Origin of the sequence: Bacillus cereus group sp. MS39 (genome assembly GCF_040448665.1) — a bacterium.
Classification (GTDB): domain Bacteria; phylum Bacillota; class Bacilli; order Bacillales; family Bacillaceae_G; genus Bacillus_A; species Bacillus_A wiedmannii.
On record NZ_CP123058.1, the window covers coordinates 3012950 to 3038638 of the forward strand.

Consider the following 25689-nt stretch of genomic DNA (forward strand, 5'->3'; position numbering starts at 1 on the left):
TAATCTCTTTTCAAAACAAAATACAACATAACTTTTAAACTCAAATAAATTTCAATGTACCTTTTTAGATATTGGAATATATTTCGTAAAATATGCCCCCACTAGTAATAAAACAATTGAAATTAACCAAATAAAAATACCGCCAAAGTTAAACCAATATGCAAGCAAATTTAAGATTGCTAGTGTAAAGAAACAAATTGAAGTTAACGCACTCTTCAATCCTTTTACCCCTGCTTTTTTCTTTTTTCATAAGTAATATACATTGAAACGGCAACAAATAAGATAAGAACAATCGGTAACATTACTTTTAGCAATGGCAATCCCTCTCGTATATACACCTTACTATTACCATTTTATCTCATTTATTCTTCTTGAATCAATTAATAGCATTCTTCTCTCCAAAAGTCAGTATACGTTTTATTATTAAATTTCACATTTACCTGAGAAAATGAAAGACTTCCTCCAACTTTCAATGAGTACCAGTCGTTGAATAGTGGAGATCCGAAACAAATATTCATTGTACGATTATGCAAATCAAATAAGACAGAATGCAAAGTTCCAAACCATTCTTCATAATTATGTACTGTCAGCCCAGTAGGATACTCTCTTTCTACTAATTCTTTTAAAGAATCCATGCTCACTTGTTCATTTCGATTTAAATGTTCATACAATGTGTAATATCTGTTTGTAGATTGTTCTAATCTTCTATTATTCAATTTTTGAACAGATAAACTAATCGCATGATTTGTTGATACGATAAAATTTTGGTTTTCCTCATCAATTGTGGTTATTGATTTAAAACCGTCAAATATTTCAATACGTGCTGCGTCTAAAGGATCTGCTACAATTAGATTAATATTACTTGCAATTGGCATTTCATCAACTAGTGATATCGCCTCCTGCACATTTTTACATTTCTCCAATAATACTCGAATTACCGCAAAGCATTGTAAACCACTTAACACTGGCTTTCGTAAGCCTTCAATATTTCCTACTGGTTGACCACATGCTGAAAATGTAACAGATAACCCATGCTCGTTAACTCCTTCTGTTCGACCGAAATAAAAAGTAGAAAAGCCACTATGCACATATTCACCTTCAACATGTGTTGAGCAAAAACGCATATCATCTATTTTTGGTGACAAATCATAATTTCTTAAAACATATGTGTGCTTTGAATCTGTCTTTTTAGGTAATACGACACAATGACTACATCCTGCTTTTAATAGTGTTTGATAATAATACATCAGATTTCTAGCAGGAATTTTCAACACTTCACAAAACCCTTCAATTTCTTCATTAATTCCTGGACAATATTGATTTAATATATTTCTAGATTCTGTCCAATAATTATCTGATACTAAATGTTCTTGCTGTATAAATTGTGGAATGAGATACGGATGATTTTTCACAAACTCCCCTTGTTGCTTTCCAATATCATAATGACTTCCTTTTAATGATGAAAAGTACCCCTTTACTTGGTACATCTAAATCCCCCCTTACATCTAATTTATCCATATCATACCAAATAAATTTTATTCATTCTTGATGTTTTTTACTGTCTTTCAAATCAAATTTGGCTGGAATAAAGAAAACAATTATAAAATAAAAATTAGGAAACTGTAATCATTAACAGTTTCCTAATTTACCTATACTATATTATCCCCTCTTCCACCAACGTTTCTGCAATTTGAACCGAGTTCCAAGCGGCCCCTTTTAATAAATTATCGGAAACAATCCAAAGATGGAATCCTTTTGGTGTATCGGGGTCTTTTCTAATTCTCCCGACAAATGTATCTATTTTCCCTTCTGCATATAATGGCATTGGGTACAACTGTTCACTAGGATTATCTTGCAGTACAACACCTGGTGCATCCAGCAACACTTCTCTTATTTCTGCAACAGTCGCTTCTTTTTCAAGTTCTATATAAACCGATTCTGAGTGCCCGGATACGACCGGAACACGCACACAAGTAGCTGCCATTTTCAAGTTTTGGTCCTCCAAAATTTTCTTCGTTTCTTGAATCATTTTTACTTCTTCAAATGTAAAATCATTATCTGTGAATATATCTACTTGCGGAAGTACATTAAACGCAATTGGATAATGTTTTTTATCTTTTTTCGCTGGTAATATAGTACTCTTTACTTCTTCACCTGTAAGCATAGACTCAGCCTGTTCTTTTAATTCATGAATCGCGTGAATTCCAGATCCTGATACAGCTTGATACGTTGAAACTATAATTCGTTCTATACCAAATGATTTTCGTATTGGCTGAAGAGCCGTTACCATCTGTAATGCTGAACAATTCGGAACTGCTATGATACCGTTATGCTCCTTTAAAGTGTGCGCATTTACTTCTGGAACAACGAGCGGTACATCGTGCGCCATTCGGTATTCACTTGTGTTATCAATTACGATGGCACCACTAGTGACTGCGTGATTAACAAATTGTCTAGACACTTCTCCTCCAGCGCTAAAAAAGGCAATATCAACACCTTCAAAACTAGTTATTTTTGCCTCTTGTATAATTATCTCTCGTCCTTTAAATTGTACTACCTTACCAGCGGATCGTTTTGACGAAAGCAATGTAACTTCAACTATATTAAACTTCATTTCATTTTCTAACAGTTCAATAACTTTCTGCCCTACTGCACCTGTAGCCCCAACTACAGCTATATGATAGCCCTTTTTGATCATCTTTTCTCCTCCAATATCACTTAAATGAATATTCCTACAATTTCATTTTATAAAGGATTTAATCATTTGGAAAATTGAAATACGTGATATAATCATTCACAAATCATGATAATAAAAGAGGGATTGCTTATGGAAATGAGACATGTTAAAACATTTTGTGCGATTGTTAAGTATGGTGGTTTTTCTAGAGCTGCTCATGCGTTAGGTTATGCGCAATCTACTGTGACAGCGCATATAAAAGCATTAGAAAACGATTTACGTCTCCCTCTATTCGATCGATTAGGGAAAAAAGTACTTCTTACAAAAGCAGGTCATCAATTTCATCCTTATGCCCTAGAATTACTAGCTATTTATGAAAAAGCGCAAGAAATCCCTCAAAATAGTGATGATTTAGAGGGAACATTAACGATTACATCTAACGAATCATTAGCAGTGTACCGATTACCACAATTATTACGTATGTACAAACAGGAGAATCCGAAAGTAAATATCGTACTGGAAACAACTACAAACGAACAAGCAATGAATAAGCTACGTGAAGGAGAATCAGATGTTATTTTCATAATTGGAGAAAGTATGGAACATAATGATTTTATTACGCGTACTTTTTGTAATGAAGCATTTGGATGGATTTTACCTCCCCATTACTCTACACACTCTAATCCATTTTGTTTACTAAATGATACTCAATTTATCTTTACAGAACAAAGCTGCGGCTATAGACCGATGGTAGATCGGTTTTTACGTCAAAGCGGAAATATTCCAGCTAAAACATTTGAAACTTCCAACGTTGAAGTCATTAAACAATCTGTGATGTGTGAGTTAGGAATTTCAATTCTTCCTTACATTGTTGTACAAGAAAGTTGTCAAAAAGAACAACTCTGTTTTCAGCCTATCGAAACTTCAACAGTTATTCAAAGCCATGTAATCTATCATAAATCTAGATGGATTTCACCCGTTTTACAATCGTTTCTTTCCTTACTAGAGCGGGACTAAAAGGTGCACAAAAAAAGAGTAACTGCCTAATAAGCACTTACTCTCTTCCAATAGTATCTTATTTATTAGTCTGTCCCCCATCTGCAATTAATTTACTGCCTGAATAAGTACCTTTTTGCATAAACACTTGATTAATTAACTCTTTTTGTTCCGCTTCTGACATTAATCCTTTTCCTTCGCCTAAATTCCCGCTTTGTAATTTCCAAATCTTGTTGTGATCCGCATCCATCTTTTCATATTTTCCTTGTTTCCATCTCTCTAATATATCTGCATATGTATTTCCTTGTACTAGATCATTACTCTTTACAATATCAAGTAAACTTTCAATTCGTTCTTGTGTGATAAAAATATAGCCCCACTTTTGATCAGCCTTCGTTTTTTGATGTGCCATTTCATGTAATGCTGTCTGTATGTTTTCATCTGTCCACTTAAAATTTTTATTAAAACCACTATTCGGTAATGAATGATTACCATTTTCTAAAAGCTTTGCATCTTCAGCTTTTACATTACTATCAGCTAGTACTTCTGCTGCCGGAGCAGCTGGTGATGCCTTTTTCGCAGCTGGTTTACTATTATTTAGATAATACAGCATACCATATGTTACACCTACGCCAATTACCGCCATACCAGCTAAAATACCTATTATTTTAAAAAATGTTTTCATCTTGCTTGTTTCCTCCCACATATCCCATTTCGTATTTTCTATTTCTTGAACCATATATACATTTCCTTATATTATATTTCTTTTCTTTATAAATTGAAAGATTATTCCGTCAAAATACCCGTCTTTTTCAAATGCAGATCCATCTCTAAGCATTTCGTTTTAATTTTATAAAAATATATGCTAGCCTACATATAAAGGAGATGAATAAATATGAGTTTATTGTATAGCGGTTTAACTTTTTTAAACTTTGACGATACATATTTATTACAAAATAAACTTCATTCTTATTCACATGAAGATATTGATTTTAGTCATTTAGAGCACTCAAACCTGTATTGCGAGACTCCTTCTTTAAAGCGAATAAAACGGGAGTTATATCGTAGAAAGCAAAGAGGAATCACCTTTATCGGTTCTGGAAATTATCATTATGTATCTTATTTGCTACTAAAAGAAATAGATGAACCATTTAGCCTTATTTTATTTGATCATCACACTGACATGAACTTAAAAGAAGAAAATGAACATACTCTTATTTCTTGCGGTTCATGGGTATCATTCGCACTTCAAAATAACCCGAAATTAAAGAAAGTAATTATTATCGGACCTTCTTCTTTAACCATTCATTCTAATGATTATTCATGCGTAGAAGTATTCCCGATAGATACAACTTATGAAGTATCTACACATACGATACTTTCGCATATTCATACAGATACTATATATGTAAGCATTGATAAAGATGTTTTAGATTCAAAAGTAACTATTACAAATTGGGATCAAGGACATATGAAACTTTCTACACTATTAAAATGTTTACATTCTCTTATTAGGAATAAAAATGTTTATGGTATCGACATTTGTGGTGAACTACCGGTTTATCCTTCTCAGCTCTTTCTAGCTAAATATGCAAATGCTATTAAGAAAAATGAAAAAGCGAACTTACAAATTTTAAAATCAATATATAATACATAAAAAAAACAACGAGTACCTTATAAGGCACTCGTTGTTTTTATGCACGATGCTCTTTTAACCACTTCGTAATCGCATCTAACTTCGAAACATCAAAACGTCTCTCTTCACACACATTTAAACTGTTTAAACTTTTCACAATTTCTAATTCATTCGATTTTACACTTTTCGCATCAATCATTTTGCAATACCCATCTGTAACAGCATTTAAATTTTCATAATAACGTTGAAACGATTTTGATATATGTAAATGTTTTTCAAAGTTTCTTCTTCTTTTTGTCTCGTCAAATTCTTTCCGTTTTCTAAGTTCTTCATCATTCGTATATAAATAAAAATATTGATCAGGAAAACCAATTTCCTTATTGATCAGCTTTTCTTTATAAAAGTTTTCTATTAAAGATAATGGCTGATTAAATATATCAAAATGGAAACACCAATTATAACTAAGTGGCTGATAAATATCACCATCAAGTATTACTAATTCATATTGCTCTGACTTTTGCACTGCTATTTTCCAGCGCTCTACTTGTTTTTCAAAATACCATGTTCTATGTTCGTTTTTTGGTCTTTCAAATAAAAAATTCACTTCAGGTATAATGTATGCACCATAATTTTTTTCTAATTCATGACACGTGCTGCTCTTACCAACCGCACTCGCTCCCTCAAACGCTATAATCCCCATAGTTTCTCCCACTTTCATTAACTTAAATCTCGTTGTTTCTCTTTTCTACCCCATAACTGTCTCCATAAAACAATTGAAGCGATAGAAAGCATGATTGTCGTGATAATTATACTAAGGCTCAATTCAATATAAAGCAAACAAAAAGCCCGTTGTTGCGGCCTTTTCTCTATTTCAAGTTATTTCCTTCAATAAGCCTGTGCATATTATTGATTTCAATCATAGCATCATCAGTGTGTTTTACAAGGTCAGTCAGTAGTGTTGTGATTGTCCCGTGATTACGCTGAAATTCAAAGATTAAATCCTCATGCTCTTCAATTTTCTTCATTATGTCCAAGTAAGCATTTGGCCTTTTCAATTTTTTGAATCTGTTCTGTCATCGGTTCTCGCTTTCTTTACTATTAAATCCATTGTATAATAAAAAATTGTCTATACAAATCAATATGCAGATAAAGCTTATAAAAAAGAATTGAAAGATATTCGAGTGATTTTATTTTCTGAATTAAATCCTTGAATCTAAAACTCCTTTCTATTATTGGCACCGACTATTTTTTAAATTAAATCCTAATTGATTGAGAATAACGAGAAATCGACAGAAATAAAAATAATTTCAACGTAACTTCCAAATTTCAGGGAATCCCTTTTTTTGTTTTGCTATAATAATTTCTATGGGTGTACAGCTCGCTACTTTGAAACTCCTGATAAGTTTATAGAGTAAATACTGGAACAATTTCACAATTTTTTAAGCCCTATCAAGCGGTAGGAATGGCGTTTCTTTTCGCTTTTTGAGTGGGTTAGAAAGATTAAATAACAAAGACTACATTATAAGAAAAAGCTGTGTATGAATTTATTTAACTACATAGATTATAATAATTTTAGGAAAAATCACCAACAAAAAACTCAACAAATGTAAAATATATTCTACAAAACAACATAAAAAAACCACCCTTAAGGTGGCATAATGAACTCAGCTATTAGCTCAAAAATACTTATTCAAATATTTTATTCAATGAGCATTTTGAAACATCGACAAAATTCCCCTTTGAATCTAGCAACCTAACAATAATATGCGTCGGAAAATCATCTTTATTCAAATCAAAACTTATTTGATAATCAGATTCTTTAAATTGATTCCCATCAATTTCAATTCCTTCATTCTTTAATTCTTGCACAATAGCATCATTTACTATATATCCCCAAAAATTTAGGTTTGATGTTCTCTGCATTAACAAAAATGGTACGGTTGACGGATACCATTTTTTAACATATAAACCCTTATTTGCTGTGAAAGATTCATACATTTCATTAAAAAGATTATTTACTCCACTAGTATTTGAGAAGCGGATGCCAATTAAATCAAAAAGTTCTTTTGCAATATCGACCTTGTGGGAATTTATATAGTTTTCCAGTTTTTGATTTTTTAATACTCCTTTTTCTTGAGTGAAAATCTGTTGCCAACCTCCCGCGTTTCCTGAATATCCTATACAATTTTTATAATCAGGATCGAATGGAAGACCATCCTTCAGGGAAGTATGTTTAGCGTACATAGCGCGAGTGGCATTAGAGCAAGAATTATTATTTGCTCCATTTGTAATGCTCACAACACTTCCACAAAATTCACAACAAGCATATTTGCTTCCTTTTTGGTAATAAGGAAATTCTTTATTTGTTATATTTTCAAATTCAGTTACTGAATGTGGTTTATCATTGTTCTCTTTTGATTCATTTATCTTATAGAACTTCTTCATTAATCCGTTCCCTCCAGTATTTTTAATAAGTTAGTAAAATTATACAATGAATTTCCTCATAATACTTAAAATATGGCTCTTCGTTAGTTTCTGTGGAAGAAAAATTGAATAAAGGCAGCTACACCAACTAAAATTACATTAGATATTGAAAGAATTGTAATACCTGGATTTAGCAATTGAAGAAAACCAAATAAAAAGGACGTGACAAAAATCCCAAGAAAAATGTTCTCAGTTTAGCATAAACCTAAATTTGGAATAATATATAAATAAAAGAGATGACTTTGTGCGTTTTACTATTATCACCAAGATTATTCACTGGTATTACCAGCACTTGCTATTTCCCACCATTTGTTGTAAGATAGTAATTAAGGTCAATTTAACACCATATTTCCTTTGCATATTATCAAGTATCAATCAGGATTATTTTGTACTCCTTATGGGTGTTTGATAATATGTGAACTTTTATTTTTCATTCAAATAAGGCCGATCATATTGTAATCTTTTTAAATTTTAGGAGGCATTACCATGACATTAACAGGTAAAGTAAAATGGTTTAACAGCGAAAAAGGTTTCGGTTTCATCGAAGTTGCAGACGGTAACGACGTATTCGTTCACTTCTCAGCTATCACTGGCGACGGCTTCAAATCTCTTGACGAAGGTCAAGAAGTTAGCTTCGAAGTTGAAGACGGTAACCGTGGACCTCAAGCTAAAAACGTTGTAAAGCTATAATTTAAACAATAAAAAGGTTGTTACCAGCTCGGTTAACAACCTTTTTAATATATAACTAAAATTTTTTACATAAAAGGAGTGGTTATATGTATCGCAATCGAAAGAACGATGTAGCTGAAGTACCACCAGAACAAACCCCTGTCTGGGAATGTGAATCAGAGGATTGTTTAGGATGGATGAGAAAGAATTTTTCATTTGAAGAAGAGCCTAAATGCCCTTTATGTAAAAGTAGCATGAAAAGCGGAGAACGTTTATTACCTAAAATAGGTTAATTTTCACTTAACCCCTCTTTTATAAGAGGGTTTTTTTATTATAAATTTATCCCGCTTTAATGGGCAGTAAGACCCCCACCTCAAAATTCAGCGAAAGCAAAGAATTTAGGTGGGGGATCAACTGCCCATAAAAGTCCGATTGGTTCAACTAATAATCAGTGGGGGATGAAGAAAACCCCCACTGATTAAAGTTTCACTTTATATCCTCTACATCCGTTCGAACTATAGAATACAATAGTGCATCATGTTGCTTATTTCCTTGATGAATATATCCACGTAATAACCCTTCCTTATGAAAGCCTATTTTAGATAACATTTTACAAGAAGTAACATTTTCAGGGTATGTAATAGCTCCAATTCTAAATAAGCCTAAATCTCGAAATCCATAATGAATAATTTCTCGAGCCGCTTCTGACGCATAACCATTCCCCCAATAACGAGGATGTAAGTCATATCCAATTTCAGATCGTTTACTCCATAGTTGTAAATTATTTAATCCAATTGTACCCACTAAAGTATTTGTTTCTTTTAATACAATCCCCCATCGTATTGCCTTTTTCTCAAAGTAATTTTTTGAAAAAGATTCAATCATACGTGAAGCTTGTCCAAACTCCGTAAAAGAATTCATACCGTAATAACACGTTACTTCATCCAATGAAAAGATTTCATATATTTTTTGACAATAAGATTGTTCTATTTCAACTAAACGCAAACGTTCTGTTTCTAATATAGGAAACGCCACAGGATCACTCCTTTCTTTCTACTCATTTATTATAGCAGAAAAAGTATTTATAATTAGGAAAGTCCTCAATGTCCCATTTATCAAATATTTCTAGAGAAGCTTATCCTCTTAATTCAATACGAACTAAAAATAACCCTTCTTGCTTTTGCATGATTAGAAAAAATAAAGAGGTGATCAAAATACTATGATCATCTCTTTACACTCTAGTTTTAAAATTAATTGTATTATTTTCATTTCCATCACTCCGCTCGTAATAAGATGTCTTATACTTTCGATTCCTTGCTCACTTTTCCCCGCTAAAACAACACCCTCCCCCATACATTCATGGTAAAATATAGTTAAAATATGTTTTTTATGGAGGTGTATATTTTCTATGTATATATTCATCAGTTTATCCCTCTTACTCATATTACTCATATTTTTATTTGCAAAAAAGTTCGCCCCAAATTCATTCATGATGACTAGTTTTAAAGGTAATAGCTTTATGACATTTTCAATCGGCATGTTAATCGCTTCCACTCTTTCGCTTTCATATGGAATCTATCACGCAGCAACCTATCAACCTAAACATTTAGATATCACATTACAAAATCAAAACTTTACTGTTTTCGGTAATGTCGGAGAGCTTGGATATTTCTCAGAAGTATTACTAAAGAAAGATACAGAAGTTGAACTACATTTTGCCTCTTGGGAAGTAATGCAATTAAATAATCCAGAAATAATAGTTAACTATCCTTCGGGTAAACAGGAAACATGGAAACCGAACATAACATCACTTCCAGCCAATAAATTAAAAGAGAAACATGGCATAAAAGAGCTTTATCAACTCTCATCATATTCATTTAAAGAATCTGGGAACATAGCATTAACGATTACTGAGAATAATACAACTAATAAAAAAATTTCAATTCAAGTGAAATAAATAAAACGTCCCTCCAATATACTGGAGGGACATTTTATTTATTTATACTATGTTAGTTTGACGATTCATTTAATGTTGCAATTATTTCATTTGCAGTGTTCTTCCCATTTCCAATACACGCACCAATTCCGACACCGTAATATGAAGCTCCAGCTAAGTATACATTAGGATAAAGATCCGTCATTTTTTCTTGTAATATTTGAACAGCTTGATTATGTTCTAAATGATATTTCGGCATTAAATCTTTCCAATTTGTAACTTCAACTACTTCTGGTTTCCCTTTAACCCCCAGGCTCCTTTCAATATCATATAAAGCGACTTGTACCAATTCTTCTTCACTATAATTTTTAATCGTTGCATATACTGGATTTGTACTCTTATAAAACATTCTTACTAATAGCTTTTGTTTTCCCGATGTATGCTTCCACTTCCGGCTTGTCCATGTACACGCATCACAATGTAAATCACTGTTTTCCGTTACGATAAATCCTGTGCCGTCCGCCGGTAATTGTTCATCAAGTATATCAAATCCTAAGTAAATACTTATAAGAGATGAGTTTTTAAATGTATGAAACTGCTCGTTTAACTCATTAGACTGTAATAAAGTTTCTGCGATATCATGCGGAGCTGCTAAAACAACATAATCAGCTTGGATTGATTCATGATTTGCAAAGGAGATTTCATAGCGATCACCTTGTTTCCTTACAGCAGTCGTTACAGCGCCTTTCTTAACGACTGTCTCAGTCAGCATTTCTTCTAAACGATCAATAATCGTAGATAGTCCACCTTTAAATGATACGAACTTTTTGTTTCCTGCTGATTGAAACTGTTTTTTATTCTCTTCAAAACCTTTAATAATACTTCCATATTTATTTTTATAATCCAGTAAATACGGTAATGTCGATGCCATAGTAAGTTCATTCAATTTACCGGAATATACTCCTGAAAGCACCGGAGCAATTTGTCTTTCCACTAACTCTTTCCCTAAAAAGCTTTCTAAAAATACAGCAAGTGAAGTATCTTTTGTAAACTCTTTATTTTTCGTTATAAAATCTTTTAAAGCAACAATTTTCCCTTTCGTTGATACTAGCGTACTGCTAAACAAAGACTCCACACTCATCGGTATCCCAAATATAGTGTCAGATGGAATTGGGTGTAAAGTATTATCAGAATGTATGTAAGAAATACCCGTTTCGTTATATACCATTTCTTCTTCTAAATTCAAATCTTTTACAAGCGGCATAACATGTTCATTACGAGCAACGATAGAATCCGCTCCTGATTCCATAATAAAATCCTTTTCTTCTACACTATGGATTTTACCACCTAAGTACTCTTCTTTTTCTACAAGGATTAAATTTAAATCGATATTATTATCCTTTTTTAATTTTTCTAAATAAAACATAGTAGAAAGTCCCGTTATACCTCCACCGATAACAACAACTGTTTTCATATGTGCTGCGCTCCTAACCGATACAATTAATAATTCCTTTATTATTATACCCAAAAGTCCTTATATTCGACTAGCAGCTTGTGCATTCTGTAAGAAATTAGACAATATATTCGAATATATTTCTGGTTGATCGTTATGCACTAAATGACCAGCAAACGGAATAACAGCAATATAAATATTATCGTTTAATTGTTTGAACATTGTAGTAGCTGTAACTTCATCTTCTGCATCTCCCCCAGCAATACAAAGTGTAGGTATTTGAAGATTAGCTACATCACCTGTTTCATCAAATGGGTACCAATCTTTAACTTGCCACGATTCAAGTAATGCTTTCCAGTCACTTTTCTCATGAATTTCATTCATATACGTTACAACTTCTTTATTTTCCATCAATTCCTGATGACACTTTGCTTCATACTCCTGAGACTCTTCCCAATTTTCTCTCTTAACCGGAAAAATACCTGAAAAAGTTAATGTTCTCACTTTATCTGGATATTTTTTTGCAAATAATAAAGCGACTAATCCTCCTAGTGAAACACCAGCTATATGACATCTATCAATTTGTAAATGTACTAACGTATCATGTAAATCCTTTACAGATCGTAGGAAATAATTCTCCAACGTCCCCCCTGATCTTCCATGTCCTCTTAAATCAGGACGAATGATTTGATAGTTTCTTTCTCGAAAAAATGCTACCTGCTCTTCATACTCTACTAAACCTGTCATACCACCAGAGTGTAAAAGCATAATTGGTTCCCCTTCGCCTGAAATGTGCGTATGTAATATCATATATCTCCCTCCTTCAAAACAGAATATTCTATCTATTATCAGTATATAGAATATACATCTGAATTTCCAAATAAAAAAGAACTATAACATTTTCAAATCATGCCATAGTTCTTTTTATTTTAAAAACATAAAGTAATTAATCAATTTGTCTATTTCTTGACTTAATGCCAATACTTTTTCATGTTGAATTCCGTAATCCGATACTAAATATAAAAGTTCTTCTTTCTTTATTTCAATGACTTTTTCCAATTTCACTAATTCCATGTCGTTTTACTTCTCTCTCCAATACTAAAATATATGTATTTTAGTATAGCCTATTTACATAATTAGTAAAAGTAAAATAAGCATGTAAAATCTTACAAATAAAAAAATAATATACTATCAACAAAAAAATTTAAATTTAACCCTTTATACAGATCATTAGACTTCATTATGTATTAATAACAAATCGGAATTTCTCTAATGTAATATCTTTATATTCTGGAGCTCTCTTTATATGATCAAAATAACTATATGAGAATTTAAAAACATGCCCGAAATCCCAATCAAACGCACTATAGTCTTTTAGCCAAAATTGATTTTCTGTTGGTAATACATAAGCACGTTTTGATTCGATTAAAGGTAAACGATCTATAGGTGAGTGCAAGTTAATTTCAGTATTCGGCATAAGATATTGACTAGCACGTAACACGTATACTAGTTTTAACAGTGGACGTATCCCTCGTTGGAATATATCTCTATGCCCTAAATCATACATAATATTAATTGCATGAGAAAAAGTAAGCAAATGACCAATTAAATCATGATGCGCTTCCGCTCTATAAATAATATTAAATTGCGAGAGCTCCTTTAAAATAAACTTAGATAATTGTTTCGGATTTTTGAATTCACTTTCTATCTCATCGTTTATACTTAATTGTTTTACTTCCTTCGTCGTAAAACCAATCCACGATCTACCAGGAATTGTTTTTCGAAACGATAATATAAGGTTAGTAATCCCTTCAATTGCTTGATTATTCCCCCATTTTTGTAACTCTTTTATAGCTAATAAACTTAATGCAGCATAAATGACATTATGCCCCACCCAATGAAGTTCATCAATTGTATGCTCCAATGATTTTATAATCCGTTTTTCAGCACTTTGAAAATCAATTTCTTCTTTACTATCGATGATTTCACCTAAGTTTTGATTGTTCAACATCATTTTTGATTGGGAATACATACTATGAGTGATCTCTTCTTCCATATTGTTATCTTTCATGAAAAAATAACTAGCAATTGCAGCTGCTCCGAAATGCGCATGCCAAATATCATTTGTTTGTTTTTTACACTGAGAAATAATTGAAAGACCATCTCTTAAAACAGTTTTATTTTCCATCTATTTTTCCCCCGTAATAAAAATCACTTAATACTCATCCTAAAGATGGTGTCAATACAAATAAAATATGATTGGATTCATCACTTTTATTCAAAAAGCGATGTTTCACATTTGGCGGAATACGTACAACATCGCCTTCTTCTAAAAAATATTCTTTTCCTTCTAACTCCACATACACTTCTCCTTTCATAACAACAGCAATCTCTTCTTTATCTTCATGTGAATAGTGACTTTCCGTTGTGTTTGCTTGTTTATTTAAATCCATCATTAGCATTTCAATACGTGCTTTCATAAAATCCGGTGTTAATACATCATATACAATGTGATCATTATTTTCTCGATATACTTTTTTTCGATCTTTTTTCTTAGAAATGAGTGAATCTGTATCAATCTCATTAATAAAAAGTGTAAATAGCGGTACATTTAATGCTTTCGCAATTAATTCCAATACACTTAAAGAAGGATTCGCATATCCTCGTTCAATTTGACTAATTAGTGAAGTACTAATTCCTGCATAATTAGCAAATTCACGAATTGTCATATTATTTTTCTTACGATAACTTAATACAGTTTGTCCGAGTCTATCATGTATCATAGTAAAACCTTCCTTTCGTTCATCATATTGCATATTTCGTTGTCTTTGTGCTGACATAGTAAACAAAGGCAAATAATCCTTTCCTATCGCCTTAAGGACTTATATACTTACCTTTGTACATTATATCGTATTAATTTTATTATAATAAACATTGTATCGGAGGGACAAACTGTGAAATCGCCTATTCTTTCATATTGCATCTTATTTTTCGGCGTATTCGCCCTATCAACTTCAGCAATTTTCGTAAAATTGGCAGATGCTCCTGCGGCTATCATTGCTTTTTATCGATTATTCTTTGCTGCACTGATTCTATTACCGTTATTACTATTTAATAAAAATAATCGAAACGAGCTAAAAACAGTAACAAGAAGACAATGGGGATTCGGATTCATATCCGGGCTATTTTTAGCTGCACATTATGTACTATGGTTTGAATCATTACAATATACTTCTGTAGCGAGTTCTACAGTTATCGTAACGTTACAACCTTTATTTTCAATGATTGGTGGTTACTTTCTATTTAAAGAGAGATTTACGAAAGGAGCGGTTATTGGTTGCCTCATCGCTATTTCAGGAAGTATCGTCATCGGATGGCAAGACTTCCAAATTAGCGGAGAAGCATTATACGGAGATATTTTAGCCTTTATTGCGGCCGGAATTATTACCGCTTACTTTTTCATTAGCCAACATGTTCGTAAAGATTTATCACTTATACCGTATTCGGTAATTAGTTATGGAAGTAGCGCCTGTTTTCTCGGTATATTTGCCTACATGCAGCAAGAATCTTTCATCCATTACTCTACACAAACTTGGTTGTGCTTTATCGGCTTAGCTTTCATTGCTACGATTTTAGGTCAAACAATATTCAATTGGTTATTAAAATGGATGAGTGCTACAGTTATCTCTATGAGCATTTTAGGAGAAACGATTGGAACTTGTATACTAGCGTACTTTATATTAAATGAGACTATTTCTTTACAACAAGGACTAGGCATTACAGTTATTTTTATTGGCTTAGCATTATTTTTAGTGCAACCAAAACTGCCTAACAACAACTAACAAATAAAAAGCATGACAGTATTATAATGTCATGCTTTTCACTATGCATTATGTATGATTAAACCATCAGGTCTAAAACGACTCATCATAATTTCATTAATAAACTTTCCGTGAGCCTTCAAATTCCCTACTTTTATTCCCTCTTCTACAAATCCAAATTTTTCATATAGCGATTTCGCTTTCGGATTCGTTGCTAAAACACCAAGCTCTACTCGCTCTAACATTAACCAATTATCAGCCAAATCAAGCATTTTTGTAAGAAGTGCTTTCCCAATGCCTTTATTATGATATTCACTATCTACCCCCATAAACAAATCCCCCGAATGAGATCTACGTCCTGGGCTTTGGGTTAATCCAACAAATCCGACAACTTTTCCATCATACTCTGCAACAAATTCAAATTGATTTGGCGCTAAATTACGAATTCTATTTTCCATCGCATCTACACGCATACTAGGTAAGAAAACCATATAAGGTAAAACATCATCTTGTATGCATATACGATGAATTGCTCTAGCATCTTGTATTTCTACCGCTCTTAGTTTGATCTCCATATTTTCTCCCCTCCATATTCATAACAATACATATTCATTCTAGACCCCTGGGTGAAACCCCTTCTCTTCTATATTTCTTTATGTTATTTTTACATAATCATTTCAGTATAACATCCAATTTATGAACAGCTTATCTACATTAATGCAGGTTAACTTTTTACTTTATTATATAACTCCAGCAGCTTTTCAATTGGAACACCATCTATTGTCATACCGGTTATATCACAATTTTCTATTTCCATATTTTTTAGATTACTATTACATATCGTACTACCTTCCAAATCACATCTATTAAATGAAATAGGATGTTTACCTTCTCCAAGGTTTGTATCTTTAAAATGAACTCCACCTAAAGTCACAAAAGAAAATTTACTACCGGAAAGATTTAAATCGGCATATAAAGAACTTTTAAAATTTATATTTCTAAACTTTGATTGACTCACATTACAATTACTCATATTCATATGCATTATATTACTACCAACAAATGCACTATTTTTTAAATTTACTTGATAATATTCTGTATTTGTTAGATTACAGTTTTCATATTGGTTATTTTTCATATCATTATTTTTAATCAGGTTCTCTTTAGCTGACTCTACAGTTATTCTTTTTACATAACAATACTCATCTTCAGATTTGAAAATTATTTCATAGCCCATTTTTTTATAAAAATGATGATTATTAATTTGTCTACTAGATGTTTCGAGATCCCAAATCCTTATGTTCGGATATTCCGCCTCTATTAATTTAATAACATGTGATCCAATCCCTTTTCCTTGATAATTAGGATCAACAAAAATACGATCAATTCGACCGTATGACTTACCAGAGATCGTAACTATAATACCCCCGATTATTTCTTTATCCATTATCACATTAAAAGAATCGAGTTCTTCAATCGAATATTTCATCATTTCAACTGAAGAATAACCTGGTGGTTGAATGTTATAGTCAATTACATCACCTTGATCGCTTAGCCAATGTTTTGCTTCTTCATTAAATGTTCGTGTCATTATTTCTGTTAACTTTTCAGCATCTAAAATTGTAGCTTTTTCTATACAGATTATCGTCATTTTTGTTTTCCCCTTCATTGTTACAAAATAATAAGTTTTATGAACGGTATAGTTATAAAATAAAGAAAATTAAAATCAATTATCTTATTTACTATTAAACTACAAATCAACCTATATTTTCCACTGTAACTCAATATTAATGAATAAAATAGAGAACATGCAATATAAACATGTTCTCTTCTTTTATTTATTTTTAATTGTATATTATTAAAAATTAGATATTACTTTAGCCACTCGTTGCAACTATTACTTAACTCCTGTAAATCCTCTAGGAATCGACTCGCATGATACCCATCACAAACCGAATGATGGACTTGTAATGAAACTGGTAGTATAACCTTATTCTCTTCATTAAAATATTTCCCACAAGTTATTATCGGTAATAGAAAATCACCATCATTATTAATATTTAGATTAAATCCAGTAAAACTAGCCCAAGGTATACTAGAAATAGGAAAAGTATTTGGCGGAATATTCTCTTTCGTGAAGAGACCATGAACATTAGCATAGCATCTCATATCTTCTTCATAATTTTTATAGAAAATGTAGCAATCACTAGAATAATCCGTCCATATACTTGAAAAAGACTTATCATCTTTATGGAAGATTGTATAACTTGGTGTCATTTCCTCCCAATAACCTAAAACTCCTTCATCATTAAAACATGTTCGAAATTCTTTATGATTATTTACTAATTTAGAAATTAAATATATAAAAACGGGATAAAATTTTATTCCCTTTTGATGTAATTCCTTTAATAACCTCGTAATATCAACATTCACAGTCATACTAAACGTACATTTCAACTTTAAATAATGTTCAAAATACTGCTCTCTATTCCAATTTTCTCTGTCAATTATATGAAACCTCATTTTAATAGCCTCCTAAAATTTCATTTTATTTTATTTTAGAAGGCTAACTTTCTTGTTCTCACCACAACTTTTCACTCCTTACAATTTAAATTTATCCTCAAGTTTTTATTTAATTATATAACATCTGCAAAAATCCATTCACATATTTATTGGAATCCAACCACATACTATTAATAAATCAACTGACGTTTGGAGGATTCAAACATGAATAACAAAAATGTAAATAAAAAAGAAAATGCTATCGCAAACAATACACCTATTCAAAATAATAATACTGTAAACCTTAATGTAGAAGAACAAGCAATGAATGGCTTATATGGAATGCCAGAAACTGCTATTGAAGATGCTGATCATGCTGTAACTGATGATTTGACTTCAAAAAATTAATAAACTACATAGAAGAAAGCCAAGGAAAATATCCTTGGCTTTCTTAACTATGCATCCACCTTTTGTACTTCTTCACTCTTTCTTGAAAGCTTTCCTGGCCAAAAAGCAAAGCGACCTAGAACAACTGTAATTGCTGGTACAAGTAATGGTCTAACAATAAATGTATCTAGTAATACACCAATTGCAGTTACAATACCAAATTGAACAAGAACTTGAATTGGAAGTGTACCTAATACCGCAAAAGTTCCTGCTAAAATTAAACCTGCGGATGTAATAACACTACCTGTTTGTATAACGCCATTTTTTACTGCATCCAAATGATTTTGTGTCTTTCTGTTTTTCCATATTTCTGAAACCATAAAGATATTATAATCTTCACCTAAAGCAACTAGAAATACGAATGCATACAACGGTATCGCACCTTGAATGGCCGGCGCTCCCATACCATAATGAAGTAATAGCCACCCTGCCCCTAGTGCCGAGAAGAACGATAATACAACAGTTACAATTAAATAAATCATCGCAACAATTGATCGTAAGTAAACAAGTAATAATAAAGCTATAATACTAATCATTACTGGAATGATAACTGCTTCATCACGTTCTGTAATTTGCTTTGTATCATATAATGATGCTGTTTCTCCGCCAATCCATAGTTGATTTTCTGCATTACTAACCCCAGCATCTTTTAATACTTTTTCTACACTGTTTTTCAATTTAGGGATTTGATCTAACGCTTCAATTGAGTATGGATTTTCAGCTAAAGAAACTTCATACATTTGTATTTGCTTATTTTCTGTGCCCACTTTTGGATCTTTCACAGTTTTTACGAAAGAAAACTTCTCTAGTTCTTCTTTAATAGGAAGCTCTTTTCCTTTCGTATCAACAACAACTTTTACTGGCGCTAATTCACCAGCTGAGAAATGATCACTAATTAACGTAAACCCTTCGCGGGAAGGCATATCTTTTGGAAACGATTCTAATAAGTCATATGTGTATTGAATACGTGGTACAAATGAAGCCAATCCACCTAATACAAATACAGTGAGCATAATTATTGTCCACGGTCTTTGTACTACAACATCTCCAAGTTTTTTACTAAAGGCGCCTTTTGATTTTTTAACTTTTACTACTTTCTTTTTCTTTTTTGCAAATTCTTCATTCATTGAAGTTGTTCTCGGTATAAACGGGAAGAATGCAGCTCTACCGAAAATTAATAATAACGCTGGTAAAATTGTTAAAGCAGCAATTCCCATTATGAATACAGCAACACTAAATGGTACCGCAAATCGATGAAAGGCACCGTAATGAGCGAGTAATAATGTTCCTAATCCAAGTACAACAGTTAACGCACTCATTATAATTGCTCCGCCAGAAGCTTTAATTGCAAGTTGCAATGCTTTATATTTACTTTCTTCCTCTAGCAAGTACTCTCTATATCTCGAAATTAAAAATAGACAATAGTCCGTTCCAGCACCAAACAATAATACTGTCATAATTGATATCGCTTGGGCATCTACTTTAATCCATCCGTGATCAGCTAAAAAACCGAGTGTAGGACTAATAATACCGTATGCAAAGCCAACAACAAGTAAAGGTAAAATTGCTAAAATTGGTGAACGGTACAGTAAAATTAATAAAACTAATACGAGTAGTACAGTGGCAATTAATAATTTCACATCTGCTTGACTAAATAAACTAACTGCATCTGTTTGAATGCCTACAGGTCCAGATAATCGAACATGTAAACCAGAATCACTTATTTTTTGTTTAAATGGATCTTCATCGACCTTACTATTCACTATGTTTCTTAAATCATCAAGATTTCCTTTTAATATATCTGTTCCAGCAGCCTTGTTAAAGAATACTGGTGTAACAAATGATGTACCATCTTTTGATGCACTTTTTGATAATACTTGTTCCGGAATTGTATCAAATGGTGGTAACGTTGATTGTTCCTTTAAAGGACTGGCCTTTAATTCTTTATAAACGTCTTGTATGAGTTTATAATCCTGTGACTGTAATCCACCATCTCTATACCATACTACTAACAAAGGATTTCCTGCATTATTCGGAAACTCTTTTTTCATAAGTGCTTCCGCTTGCTGCGACATAGCTGTTTCAGGTAAATTTTTCGGATTCGGTTCTTTCGTACTGTTTACTTGTGGCAATGTAAATGAAAGTAATAATGTAATAAGAATCCAAACCGATAAAGTTATCCACTGTGTATGCTTCCCTGCTACAAGCCTCCCTAACATATGTAACGGGTGCTTTTTCATAAAAACCCACCTTCCTTTTTTCCTCTAACATTAATTATATATACTGGTTGGTTAATTAATCAAGAATGAATAAAACTTTGTGTTATAATTATCTCAACAATACATGTCAGGAGCGAATGGATTTGGAACAAAAACAACGTCCTCTCGGAAGGCCTCGTCAAAATAAAAATACAAAATCTACAAAAGAAACCATTTTGGAAGTTGCAACTCGACTATTTCTTACTCAAAATTATCAAGTCGTTTCCATGGATGAAGTTGCAAAAGTTTGTGGTGTTACGAAAGCAACCGTCTACTATTACTATTCAACAAAAGCAGATTTATTTACCGCTACTATGATTCAAATGATGGTACGTATACGCGAAAATATGTCTCAAATCCTTTCTACAAATAAGACTTTAAAAGAAAGATTATTGGACTTCGCTAAAGTCTACTTACACGCAACGATGGATATTGATATGAAGAATTTTATGAAAGATGCAAAACTATCATTATCTGAAGAACAATTGAAACAATTAAAAAATGCTGAAGACAACATGTATGAAGTATTAGAAAAAGCACTTGATAATGCAATGCAAATTGGAGAAATCCCAAGAGGAAACGCTACGTTTGCGGCTCATGCATTCGTATCTTTATTATCAATTGGGAATTTTAAAGATGAAAATCACAATCCTATTCTTACAAATATAGATGAATTAGCCCAAGAAATCGTTTCTTTTTATTGGAACGGGTTAGGCCGTTAATCTTAAATAGATTTCATTTAATAAAAGAGCATGTTTGAATTTTTTTCAAACATGCTCTTTTATTATTTATTAACTATTAATTAGATTATACTTCAGCACAGTTTAACAAAAAATTCCTCTTCAACTTTTACAAATTTTGAATTTGAATCTTTATATTCTCCTTACTTAATCCCCCATGATAACAAACTACCGATTCAATATCTAGATTTGAATACCTCTTTAAAGACTGCTGTGATTCCTTAACATTTAAAGTTGTTGGGGCATGAATTCCTCCTAACTTTCCATTCACACTATACATCGAGTCTCCTGCAATAAGGGTTTTACTTTGTTTCAAATATAAACTAATATGACCTGGAGTGTGTCCTGGGGTATGTAGAATTAGTATCCCACCGCAATACGGAAGTTCTTGCCCATCTATCACCGTATTACTAACTTTTCCTTTTGGTGGATTCTCTACATTTCCATCTTTCAATAAAGGTAACTCTCCCTCAATATATGGCTTATCTAGCTCGTGCGCATAAACTTTAATATCGCTTACACCATTCTTCAACAAATCAGGAAGGCTACCTATATGATCTATATCCTGATGCGTTAAAATCAAAACATTTAGCTTATCAACGGGTATCCCTACTCTTTCCATCTCTACTTGTATGTCTTCAAATTGTCCAGGGAAACCAGTATCTATTAACACTGCCATTTCATCATCCCATAAAAGAATTGGGTGAATAATAAATTCTTGAAACTCAAGTTGTAACATTTCTACCCCTTTAGCAATCTCCATATAGTCAGTCTCCTTTATTGAAAATATGCACAAGTACACTGAAAATATAAAGCCACACTATCTTTTAATATGTTTTGTCATCCCAATAGAGAATGTCTCAAACCCAATAGATTCGTAATAAGATTGCAATTTTTCCACACACATAAGTTGGGGAATAACCTTGTTTTGTTCACAGTGCTGGATTAATCGTTCTACGATTTCTTTTCCAATACCAATGGACTGAAACTTTGGCGATACACATACACCACAAATAACGCCTGTTATTACACCATCTGATATAATACGCCCCATCCCCACTAACTCTTTATCATCAAAAGCATAAATTACATACCAACTTTGTTTACACATTTGTTCCAATTCATTCAGCGTTAAATTAAGAGAATTCCATTCTAAAGATTCATATAAGCTTAATAATCCATTGAAATCTGATGGGTGTTTAATTGTGTAATTTATTCTATTATTCATGTAAATACCCCTTATTCCTTCGTTTGTTTGTATTTTATAAAATTACCCTTATTAATATGAAATTAATTTAAATAAACTTCCATAAAAATAATAAAATTCCTACTCAACATAAAATAAAAAGAAGTTAACCTCACCTCAGTTAACTTCTTTTATAAAAATCTATTATTATATTATCAACCAAAAATCATACAGCTACAGACGATAAGAACAAACAAAACTAATAAACCATTTGAGAAATAACCCATAGAACACTACCCCTTTATTTCATTATGTAAAAGATTTTATCATAAAATTATTTACAACATAATAACTGAAAAAGACATTGCATTCATTACTTATATATATTTAGTAATATTTTATTTTTGGCCATATTCGTCTTTTCTAAAATCACTTCTCATCCTCCTCTTCTTTAGTTCACATAATCTCAAAATAACAAATTAGTAAATGTTAATTTACTATAATAAGTTTAAACATTTGATTTATAGCTAAATTAGTAATAAAATAATGACTAAATCCAAAAAGGAAGCGAAAATAATGTCCCATAAAGAATTATTAAACGAATACATGAATTTATTATTAAATATGTCAGGTACTTTCAAATTACTATCAGAAAAATCCTCTGAATTTACACATTTAGAACAACACGTAGTAGAGTATATCGCCCAGCAAAAAGTACCTGTAAATTCAAAGATGATTGCTAGTTATTTAAACATTCCTAAGCAACAATTAAGTATAACTGTACGTAACTTAGAACAAAACGGATATATTGTAAAAAAGCAAGATACGGTAGATAAAAGAGCTGTATTAATTTCTCTGACAGAAAAAGCTGAAAAGGTACATTATGAGAGATGGAAACAAATTTATAAAAATTTCACAGTAAACCTCGAACAATTATCCGAAGAAGATAGGCGGGATTTAACTTACGGACTATATAAAACAAATACAATGCTCTCAAAAATGTTAAATAACGACTAAATATATTGTTTTATTATGCAACGGAGGATGTTTCATGGTTAAAGAGTTAGATTTACAATCAGTACAAGGTACGATGCTTATTCCCCTATGGGGACGAGCATATGGCAGTGAGAAAAATAAGGATATTTTAGATGATACAGAGGCTATTCGAATAATTAAAGAATGCGATTTTGACTTCTCAACAATAGCAAATACATTTGGCGAATACGGATGTATCACATACATTACTCGTGCACGAAAAATTGATGATACGATAAAACAATTTATAGGAAAACACCCGAACGCCACTATAGTAAATATCGGTTCAGGACTAGATACTACTTTTTCAAGAATTGATAACGGTACAATACATTGGTATAACCTTGATTTACCCGATGCAATCTCTTTTCGCAAGACTTTAATTGAAGATACACCAAGGAATATTAGTATCGCTAAATCATTTTTTGATACTTCTTGGTTTGACGATATAAGATATGATCCAAACGACGGTATTCTTTTTATATCAGCAGGTGTATTTTATTACTTTAAAGAAGAAGATTTAAAAGAGATCATAGTTGCTATGTCAAAACGTTTTCCTGGAGGAGAGCTATATTTTGATGCTGAATCAAAATTCGCACTGAACCTTTCGAATGCAACTGTAAAAAAATCTGGCAATAACGGCGCGATGATGTATTTTTATGTAAACAATCCAAAATCAATAGAAAAATGGTCTTCAAACATAAAAATATTAAGCTGCTCCCCTTTCTTTAAAGGTATACCTACAAATAAAGATTGGGATGGTAGTACACGTATTATGATGCGAGTTGTAAACGTAATAAAGATGTTGAAGTTTGTTCATTTGCGGTTTAAAAAATAATAAATAAAGAAGACCTCAATACATTTATATTTAGGTTATACATGTTAAACTTAAAAAAAGGCAGGAACATATTTGATATGTTCCTACCTTTTTCTTATGGGGTACCGATACATAGTCATCTAGCTATGAAAAGCAACTACCCCAAAATGAGAAATTTGGCATCTTAACACCCCTCAAGTGGCTTCTGTATATAATACAGTTTAAATTTAATTTTTCTTGATAAATCAAAGATTTCCTGGCATACTCTTAAAATTATTTATGCACGAATAAAATCTCTTCGTAAACGTCCAATTGCACTAAAATATACAAAAATTGAGAAATATGAAAAAGACACTCTTATGAGTGCCCTTCTTAGCAACTAAGTCCGCTGTAGCTTTTACCATAACCCATATGAATTTCGCCTGTAAGAGGAAATTTTAAGTTCATATTTAATTATTAAAATAAACCGCACCAAAGTTTTCATTAAATCTTTTACACCAAACAGAAACCGAACCATATTCACTTACATCTATCCCTTCAGGAATTTCGTAGTTTTGGTCTCCTTTATTTCCCTTTAATTTTCCTAATTCAATATACTGATAGTTTTTTACGTCTTCATTATTTTTCAAACGATTTGTAGGAACTAATACAACTCGTACATCTGGCCCATTTGATGTTGCAAAATTAGAAAGTCGTAAAACACGTTTTCCATCCGCTAATTGGTGAATTTTTGCCGTTCCAGTTGTTTCATGGACACCGTTTTGAAACTGACCTTCCCTTATTACTCGATCACTTTGTTGCCTTACTTCAGTTGATTGTATCTCTGCTTGTGGCAATGATTCATTTACACGCTTATCAATAAATAATTTCTCTGGTCGGAACAATGACCATAAAATCCCCAATACAATTATTAAACCACCTATAAGCCATACATATTTTCTTTTCATAAAGTAAAAAACCTCCTGTAACATACTGTGTAGTAGTATGTTAACAAGAAGGTCTTTCATTTTTCTAACGTAAATGTTACAAAAG

General features: G+C 32.0%; 28 protein-coding genes and 2 pseudogenes. 10 read left to right on the top strand and 20 right to left on the bottom strand.

Annotated elements, in window-relative coordinates; translation table 11 throughout:
- Positions 1-51 precede the first annotated feature (51 nt).
- From QEP67_RS15835 to QEP67_RS15845, 3 genes and pseudogenes are all read right to left on the bottom strand, one after another.
- Positions 52-314 (bottom strand): annotated as a pseudogene (locus QEP67_RS15835) (hypothetical protein).
- Positions 315-380: 66 nt separating this feature from the next.
- A complete protein-coding gene (locus QEP67_RS15840) occupies positions 381-1487 on the bottom strand; it encodes a C45 family peptidase (RefSeq protein ID WP_000285205.1) in 1107 nt (368 codons plus the stop codon).
- 167 nt (positions 1488-1654) lie between these two features.
- Complete coding sequence (locus QEP67_RS15845) at positions 1655-2698, bottom strand: aspartate-semialdehyde dehydrogenase (protein WP_000591693.1); 1044 nt, start codon at positions 2696-2698, stop codon at positions 1655-1657.
- A gap of 129 nt (positions 2699-2827) precedes the next feature.
- On the opposite strand from QEP67_RS15845, the gene QEP67_RS15850 reads away from it, so the two are divergent.
- Positions 2828-3694, top strand: a complete 867-nt coding sequence (locus QEP67_RS15850) for a LysR family transcriptional regulator (protein WP_061672981.1) — start codon at positions 2828-2830, stop codon at positions 3692-3694.
- 58 nt (positions 3695-3752) lie between these two features.
- Here the strand turns inward: QEP67_RS15850 and QEP67_RS15855 are convergent, their stop codons facing one another.
- Positions 3753-4379 (bottom strand): PRK06770 family protein, encoded by a 627-nt coding sequence (locus QEP67_RS15855; RefSeq protein ID WP_074651069.1) that lies wholly within the window; start codon positions 4377-4379, stop codon positions 3753-3755.
- 189 nt (positions 4380-4568) lie between these two features.
- Between QEP67_RS15855 and QEP67_RS15860 the strand changes: the two genes are divergently transcribed.
- Positions 4569-5330 carry an arginase family protein gene (locus QEP67_RS15860; protein ID WP_000055488.1) on the top strand — a complete coding sequence of 254 codons (762 nt, stop codon included), beginning with the start codon at positions 4569-4571 and terminating at the stop codon, positions 5328-5330.
- 37 nt (positions 5331-5367) lie between these two features.
- On the opposite strand, the gene QEP67_RS15865 is transcribed toward QEP67_RS15860, so the two are convergent.
- The 3 genes and pseudogenes from QEP67_RS15865 to QEP67_RS15875 all read right to left on the bottom strand — a co-directional run.
- On the bottom strand, positions 5368-6009 hold the full coding sequence (locus QEP67_RS15865) for a hypothetical protein (protein ID WP_000511260.1): 642 nt from the start codon (positions 6007-6009) through the stop codon (positions 5368-5370).
- A 986-nt stretch (positions 6010-6995) separates the two neighbouring features.
- The gene (locus tag QEP67_RS15870) at positions 6996-7754 is read right to left on the bottom strand and encodes a hypothetical protein (RefSeq protein WP_048566430.1); all 759 of its coding nucleotides are present in this window, start codon (positions 7752-7754) and stop codon (positions 6996-6998) included.
- A gap of 113 nt (positions 7755-7867) precedes the next feature.
- Positions 7868-7978, bottom strand: a pseudogene (locus QEP67_RS15875) (CPBP family intramembrane glutamate endopeptidase); the annotation flags it as partial.
- Positions 7979-8279: 301 nt separating this feature from the next.
- On the opposite strand from QEP67_RS15875, the gene cspD reads away from it, so the two are divergent.
- Positions 8280-8483, top strand: a complete 204-nt coding sequence (gene cspD, locus QEP67_RS15880) for a cold-shock protein CspD (protein ID WP_000176365.1) — start codon at positions 8280-8282, stop codon at positions 8481-8483.
- 86 nt (positions 8484-8569) lie between these two features.
- Entirely contained in the window at positions 8570-8755 is a 186-nt protein-coding gene (locus QEP67_RS15885; protein WP_000286202.1) for a cold-shock protein, read from the top strand.
- Between the two features lie 193 nt (positions 8756-8948).
- Here the strand turns inward: QEP67_RS15885 and QEP67_RS15890 are convergent, their stop codons facing one another.
- On the bottom strand, positions 8949-9497 hold the full coding sequence (locus QEP67_RS15890; protein ID WP_000885384.1) for a GNAT family N-acetyltransferase: 549 nt from the start codon (positions 9495-9497) through the stop codon (positions 8949-8951).
- Positions 9498-9870: 373 nt separating this feature from the next.
- Between QEP67_RS15890 and QEP67_RS15895 the strand changes: the two genes are divergently transcribed.
- Positions 9871-10419: a hypothetical protein gene (locus QEP67_RS15895; RefSeq protein ID WP_002108316.1), complete on the top strand. Its 549-nt coding sequence runs from the start codon at positions 9871-9873 to the stop codon at positions 10417-10419.
- Positions 10420-10471: 52 nt separating this feature from the next.
- On the opposite strand, the gene QEP67_RS15900 is transcribed toward QEP67_RS15895, so the two are convergent.
- From QEP67_RS15900 to QEP67_RS15920, 5 genes are all read right to left on the bottom strand, one after another.
- Entirely contained in the window at positions 10472-11872 is a 1401-nt protein-coding gene (locus tag QEP67_RS15900) for a protoporphyrinogen oxidase (RefSeq protein WP_353706316.1), read from the bottom strand.
- Between the two features lie 60 nt (positions 11873-11932).
- Positions 11933-12661 (bottom strand): alpha/beta hydrolase, encoded by a 729-nt coding sequence (locus tag QEP67_RS15905; protein WP_000600638.1) that lies wholly within the window; start codon positions 12659-12661, stop codon positions 11933-11935.
- A 114-nt stretch (positions 12662-12775) separates the two neighbouring features.
- Positions 12776-12925 carry an aspartyl-phosphate phosphatase Spo0E family protein gene (locus QEP67_RS15910; RefSeq protein WP_000424361.1) on the bottom strand — a complete coding sequence of 50 codons (150 nt, stop codon included), beginning with the start codon at positions 12923-12925 and terminating at the stop codon, positions 12776-12778.
- 166 nt (positions 12926-13091) lie between these two features.
- Positions 13092-14039: a hypothetical protein gene (locus QEP67_RS15915; RefSeq protein ID WP_000428951.1), complete on the bottom strand. Its 948-nt coding sequence runs from the start codon at positions 14037-14039 to the stop codon at positions 13092-13094.
- A gap of 34 nt (positions 14040-14073) precedes the next feature.
- Positions 14074-14634: an XRE family transcriptional regulator gene (locus tag QEP67_RS15920; protein ID WP_000581042.1), complete on the bottom strand. Its 561-nt coding sequence runs from the start codon at positions 14632-14634 to the stop codon at positions 14074-14076.
- A gap of 171 nt (positions 14635-14805) precedes the next feature.
- On the opposite strand from QEP67_RS15920, the gene QEP67_RS15925 reads away from it, so the two are divergent.
- A complete protein-coding gene (locus tag QEP67_RS15925) occupies positions 14806-15693 on the top strand; it encodes a DMT family transporter (RefSeq protein ID WP_064470559.1) in 888 nt (295 codons plus the stop codon).
- A 41-nt stretch (positions 15694-15734) separates the two neighbouring features.
- Here QEP67_RS15925 and QEP67_RS15930 read toward each other — a convergent pair whose 3' ends face one another.
- The 3 genes from QEP67_RS15930 to catA all read right to left on the bottom strand — a co-directional run bounded on the left by QEP67_RS15930 (position 15735) and on the right by catA (position 18195).
- Positions 15735-16247 carry a GNAT family N-acetyltransferase gene (locus QEP67_RS15930; RefSeq protein WP_353706317.1) on the bottom strand — a complete coding sequence of 171 codons (513 nt, stop codon included), beginning with the start codon at positions 16245-16247 and terminating at the stop codon, positions 15735-15737.
- Positions 16248-16396: 149 nt separating this feature from the next.
- Entirely contained in the window at positions 16397-17341 is a 945-nt protein-coding gene (locus QEP67_RS15935; RefSeq protein WP_116891179.1) for a GNAT family N-acetyltransferase, read from the bottom strand.
- Between the two features lie 203 nt (positions 17342-17544).
- Positions 17545-18195 (bottom strand): type A chloramphenicol O-acetyltransferase, encoded by a 651-nt coding sequence (gene catA / locus QEP67_RS15940; RefSeq protein WP_064470560.1) that lies wholly within the window; start codon positions 18193-18195, stop codon positions 17545-17547.
- 204 nt (positions 18196-18399) lie between these two features.
- On the opposite strand from catA, the gene QEP67_RS15945 reads away from it, so the two are divergent.
- The gene (locus QEP67_RS15945; protein WP_048563040.1) at positions 18400-18582 is read left to right on the top strand and encodes a DUF4021 domain-containing protein; all 183 of its coding nucleotides are present in this window, start codon (positions 18400-18402) and stop codon (positions 18580-18582) included.
- 47 nt (positions 18583-18629) lie between these two features.
- On the opposite strand, the gene QEP67_RS15950 is transcribed toward QEP67_RS15945, so the two are convergent.
- Positions 18630-20861 carry an MMPL family transporter gene (locus QEP67_RS15950; RefSeq protein WP_353706318.1) on the bottom strand — a complete coding sequence of 744 codons (2232 nt, stop codon included), beginning with the start codon at positions 20859-20861 and terminating at the stop codon, positions 18630-18632.
- A gap of 116 nt (positions 20862-20977) precedes the next feature.
- On the opposite strand from QEP67_RS15950, the gene QEP67_RS15955 reads away from it, so the two are divergent.
- Positions 20978-21601, top strand: a complete 624-nt coding sequence (locus QEP67_RS15955; protein ID WP_074651059.1) for a TetR/AcrR family transcriptional regulator — start codon at positions 20978-20980, stop codon at positions 21599-21601.
- A 127-nt stretch (positions 21602-21728) separates the two neighbouring features.
- Here QEP67_RS15955 and QEP67_RS15960 read toward each other — a convergent pair whose 3' ends face one another.
- Positions 21729-22382, bottom strand: coding sequence for an MBL fold metallo-hydrolase (locus QEP67_RS15960; protein ID WP_353706319.1), 654 nt, complete (start codon positions 22380-22382; stop codon positions 21729-21731).
- Between the two features lie 57 nt (positions 22383-22439).
- Positions 22440-22847 carry a GNAT family N-acetyltransferase gene (locus tag QEP67_RS15965; RefSeq protein WP_001065227.1) on the bottom strand — a complete coding sequence of 136 codons (408 nt, stop codon included), beginning with the start codon at positions 22845-22847 and terminating at the stop codon, positions 22440-22442.
- A gap of 534 nt (positions 22848-23381) precedes the next feature.
- Here QEP67_RS15965 and QEP67_RS15970 point away from each other — a divergent pair.
- A complete protein-coding gene (locus QEP67_RS15970; RefSeq protein ID WP_000018440.1) occupies positions 23382-23822 on the top strand; it encodes a winged helix DNA-binding protein in 441 nt (146 codons plus the stop codon).
- A 34-nt stretch (positions 23823-23856) separates the two neighbouring features.
- Positions 23857-24678, top strand: coding sequence for a class I SAM-dependent methyltransferase (locus QEP67_RS15975; RefSeq protein WP_048566438.1), 822 nt, complete (start codon positions 23857-23859; stop codon positions 24676-24678).
- Between the two features lie 428 nt (positions 24679-25106).
- On the opposite strand, the gene QEP67_RS15980 is transcribed toward QEP67_RS15975, so the two are convergent.
- Positions 25107-25604, bottom strand: coding sequence for a DM13 domain-containing protein (locus QEP67_RS15980; RefSeq protein ID WP_000824738.1), 498 nt, complete (start codon positions 25602-25604; stop codon positions 25107-25109).
- Positions 25605-25689: the final 85 nt, after the last annotated feature.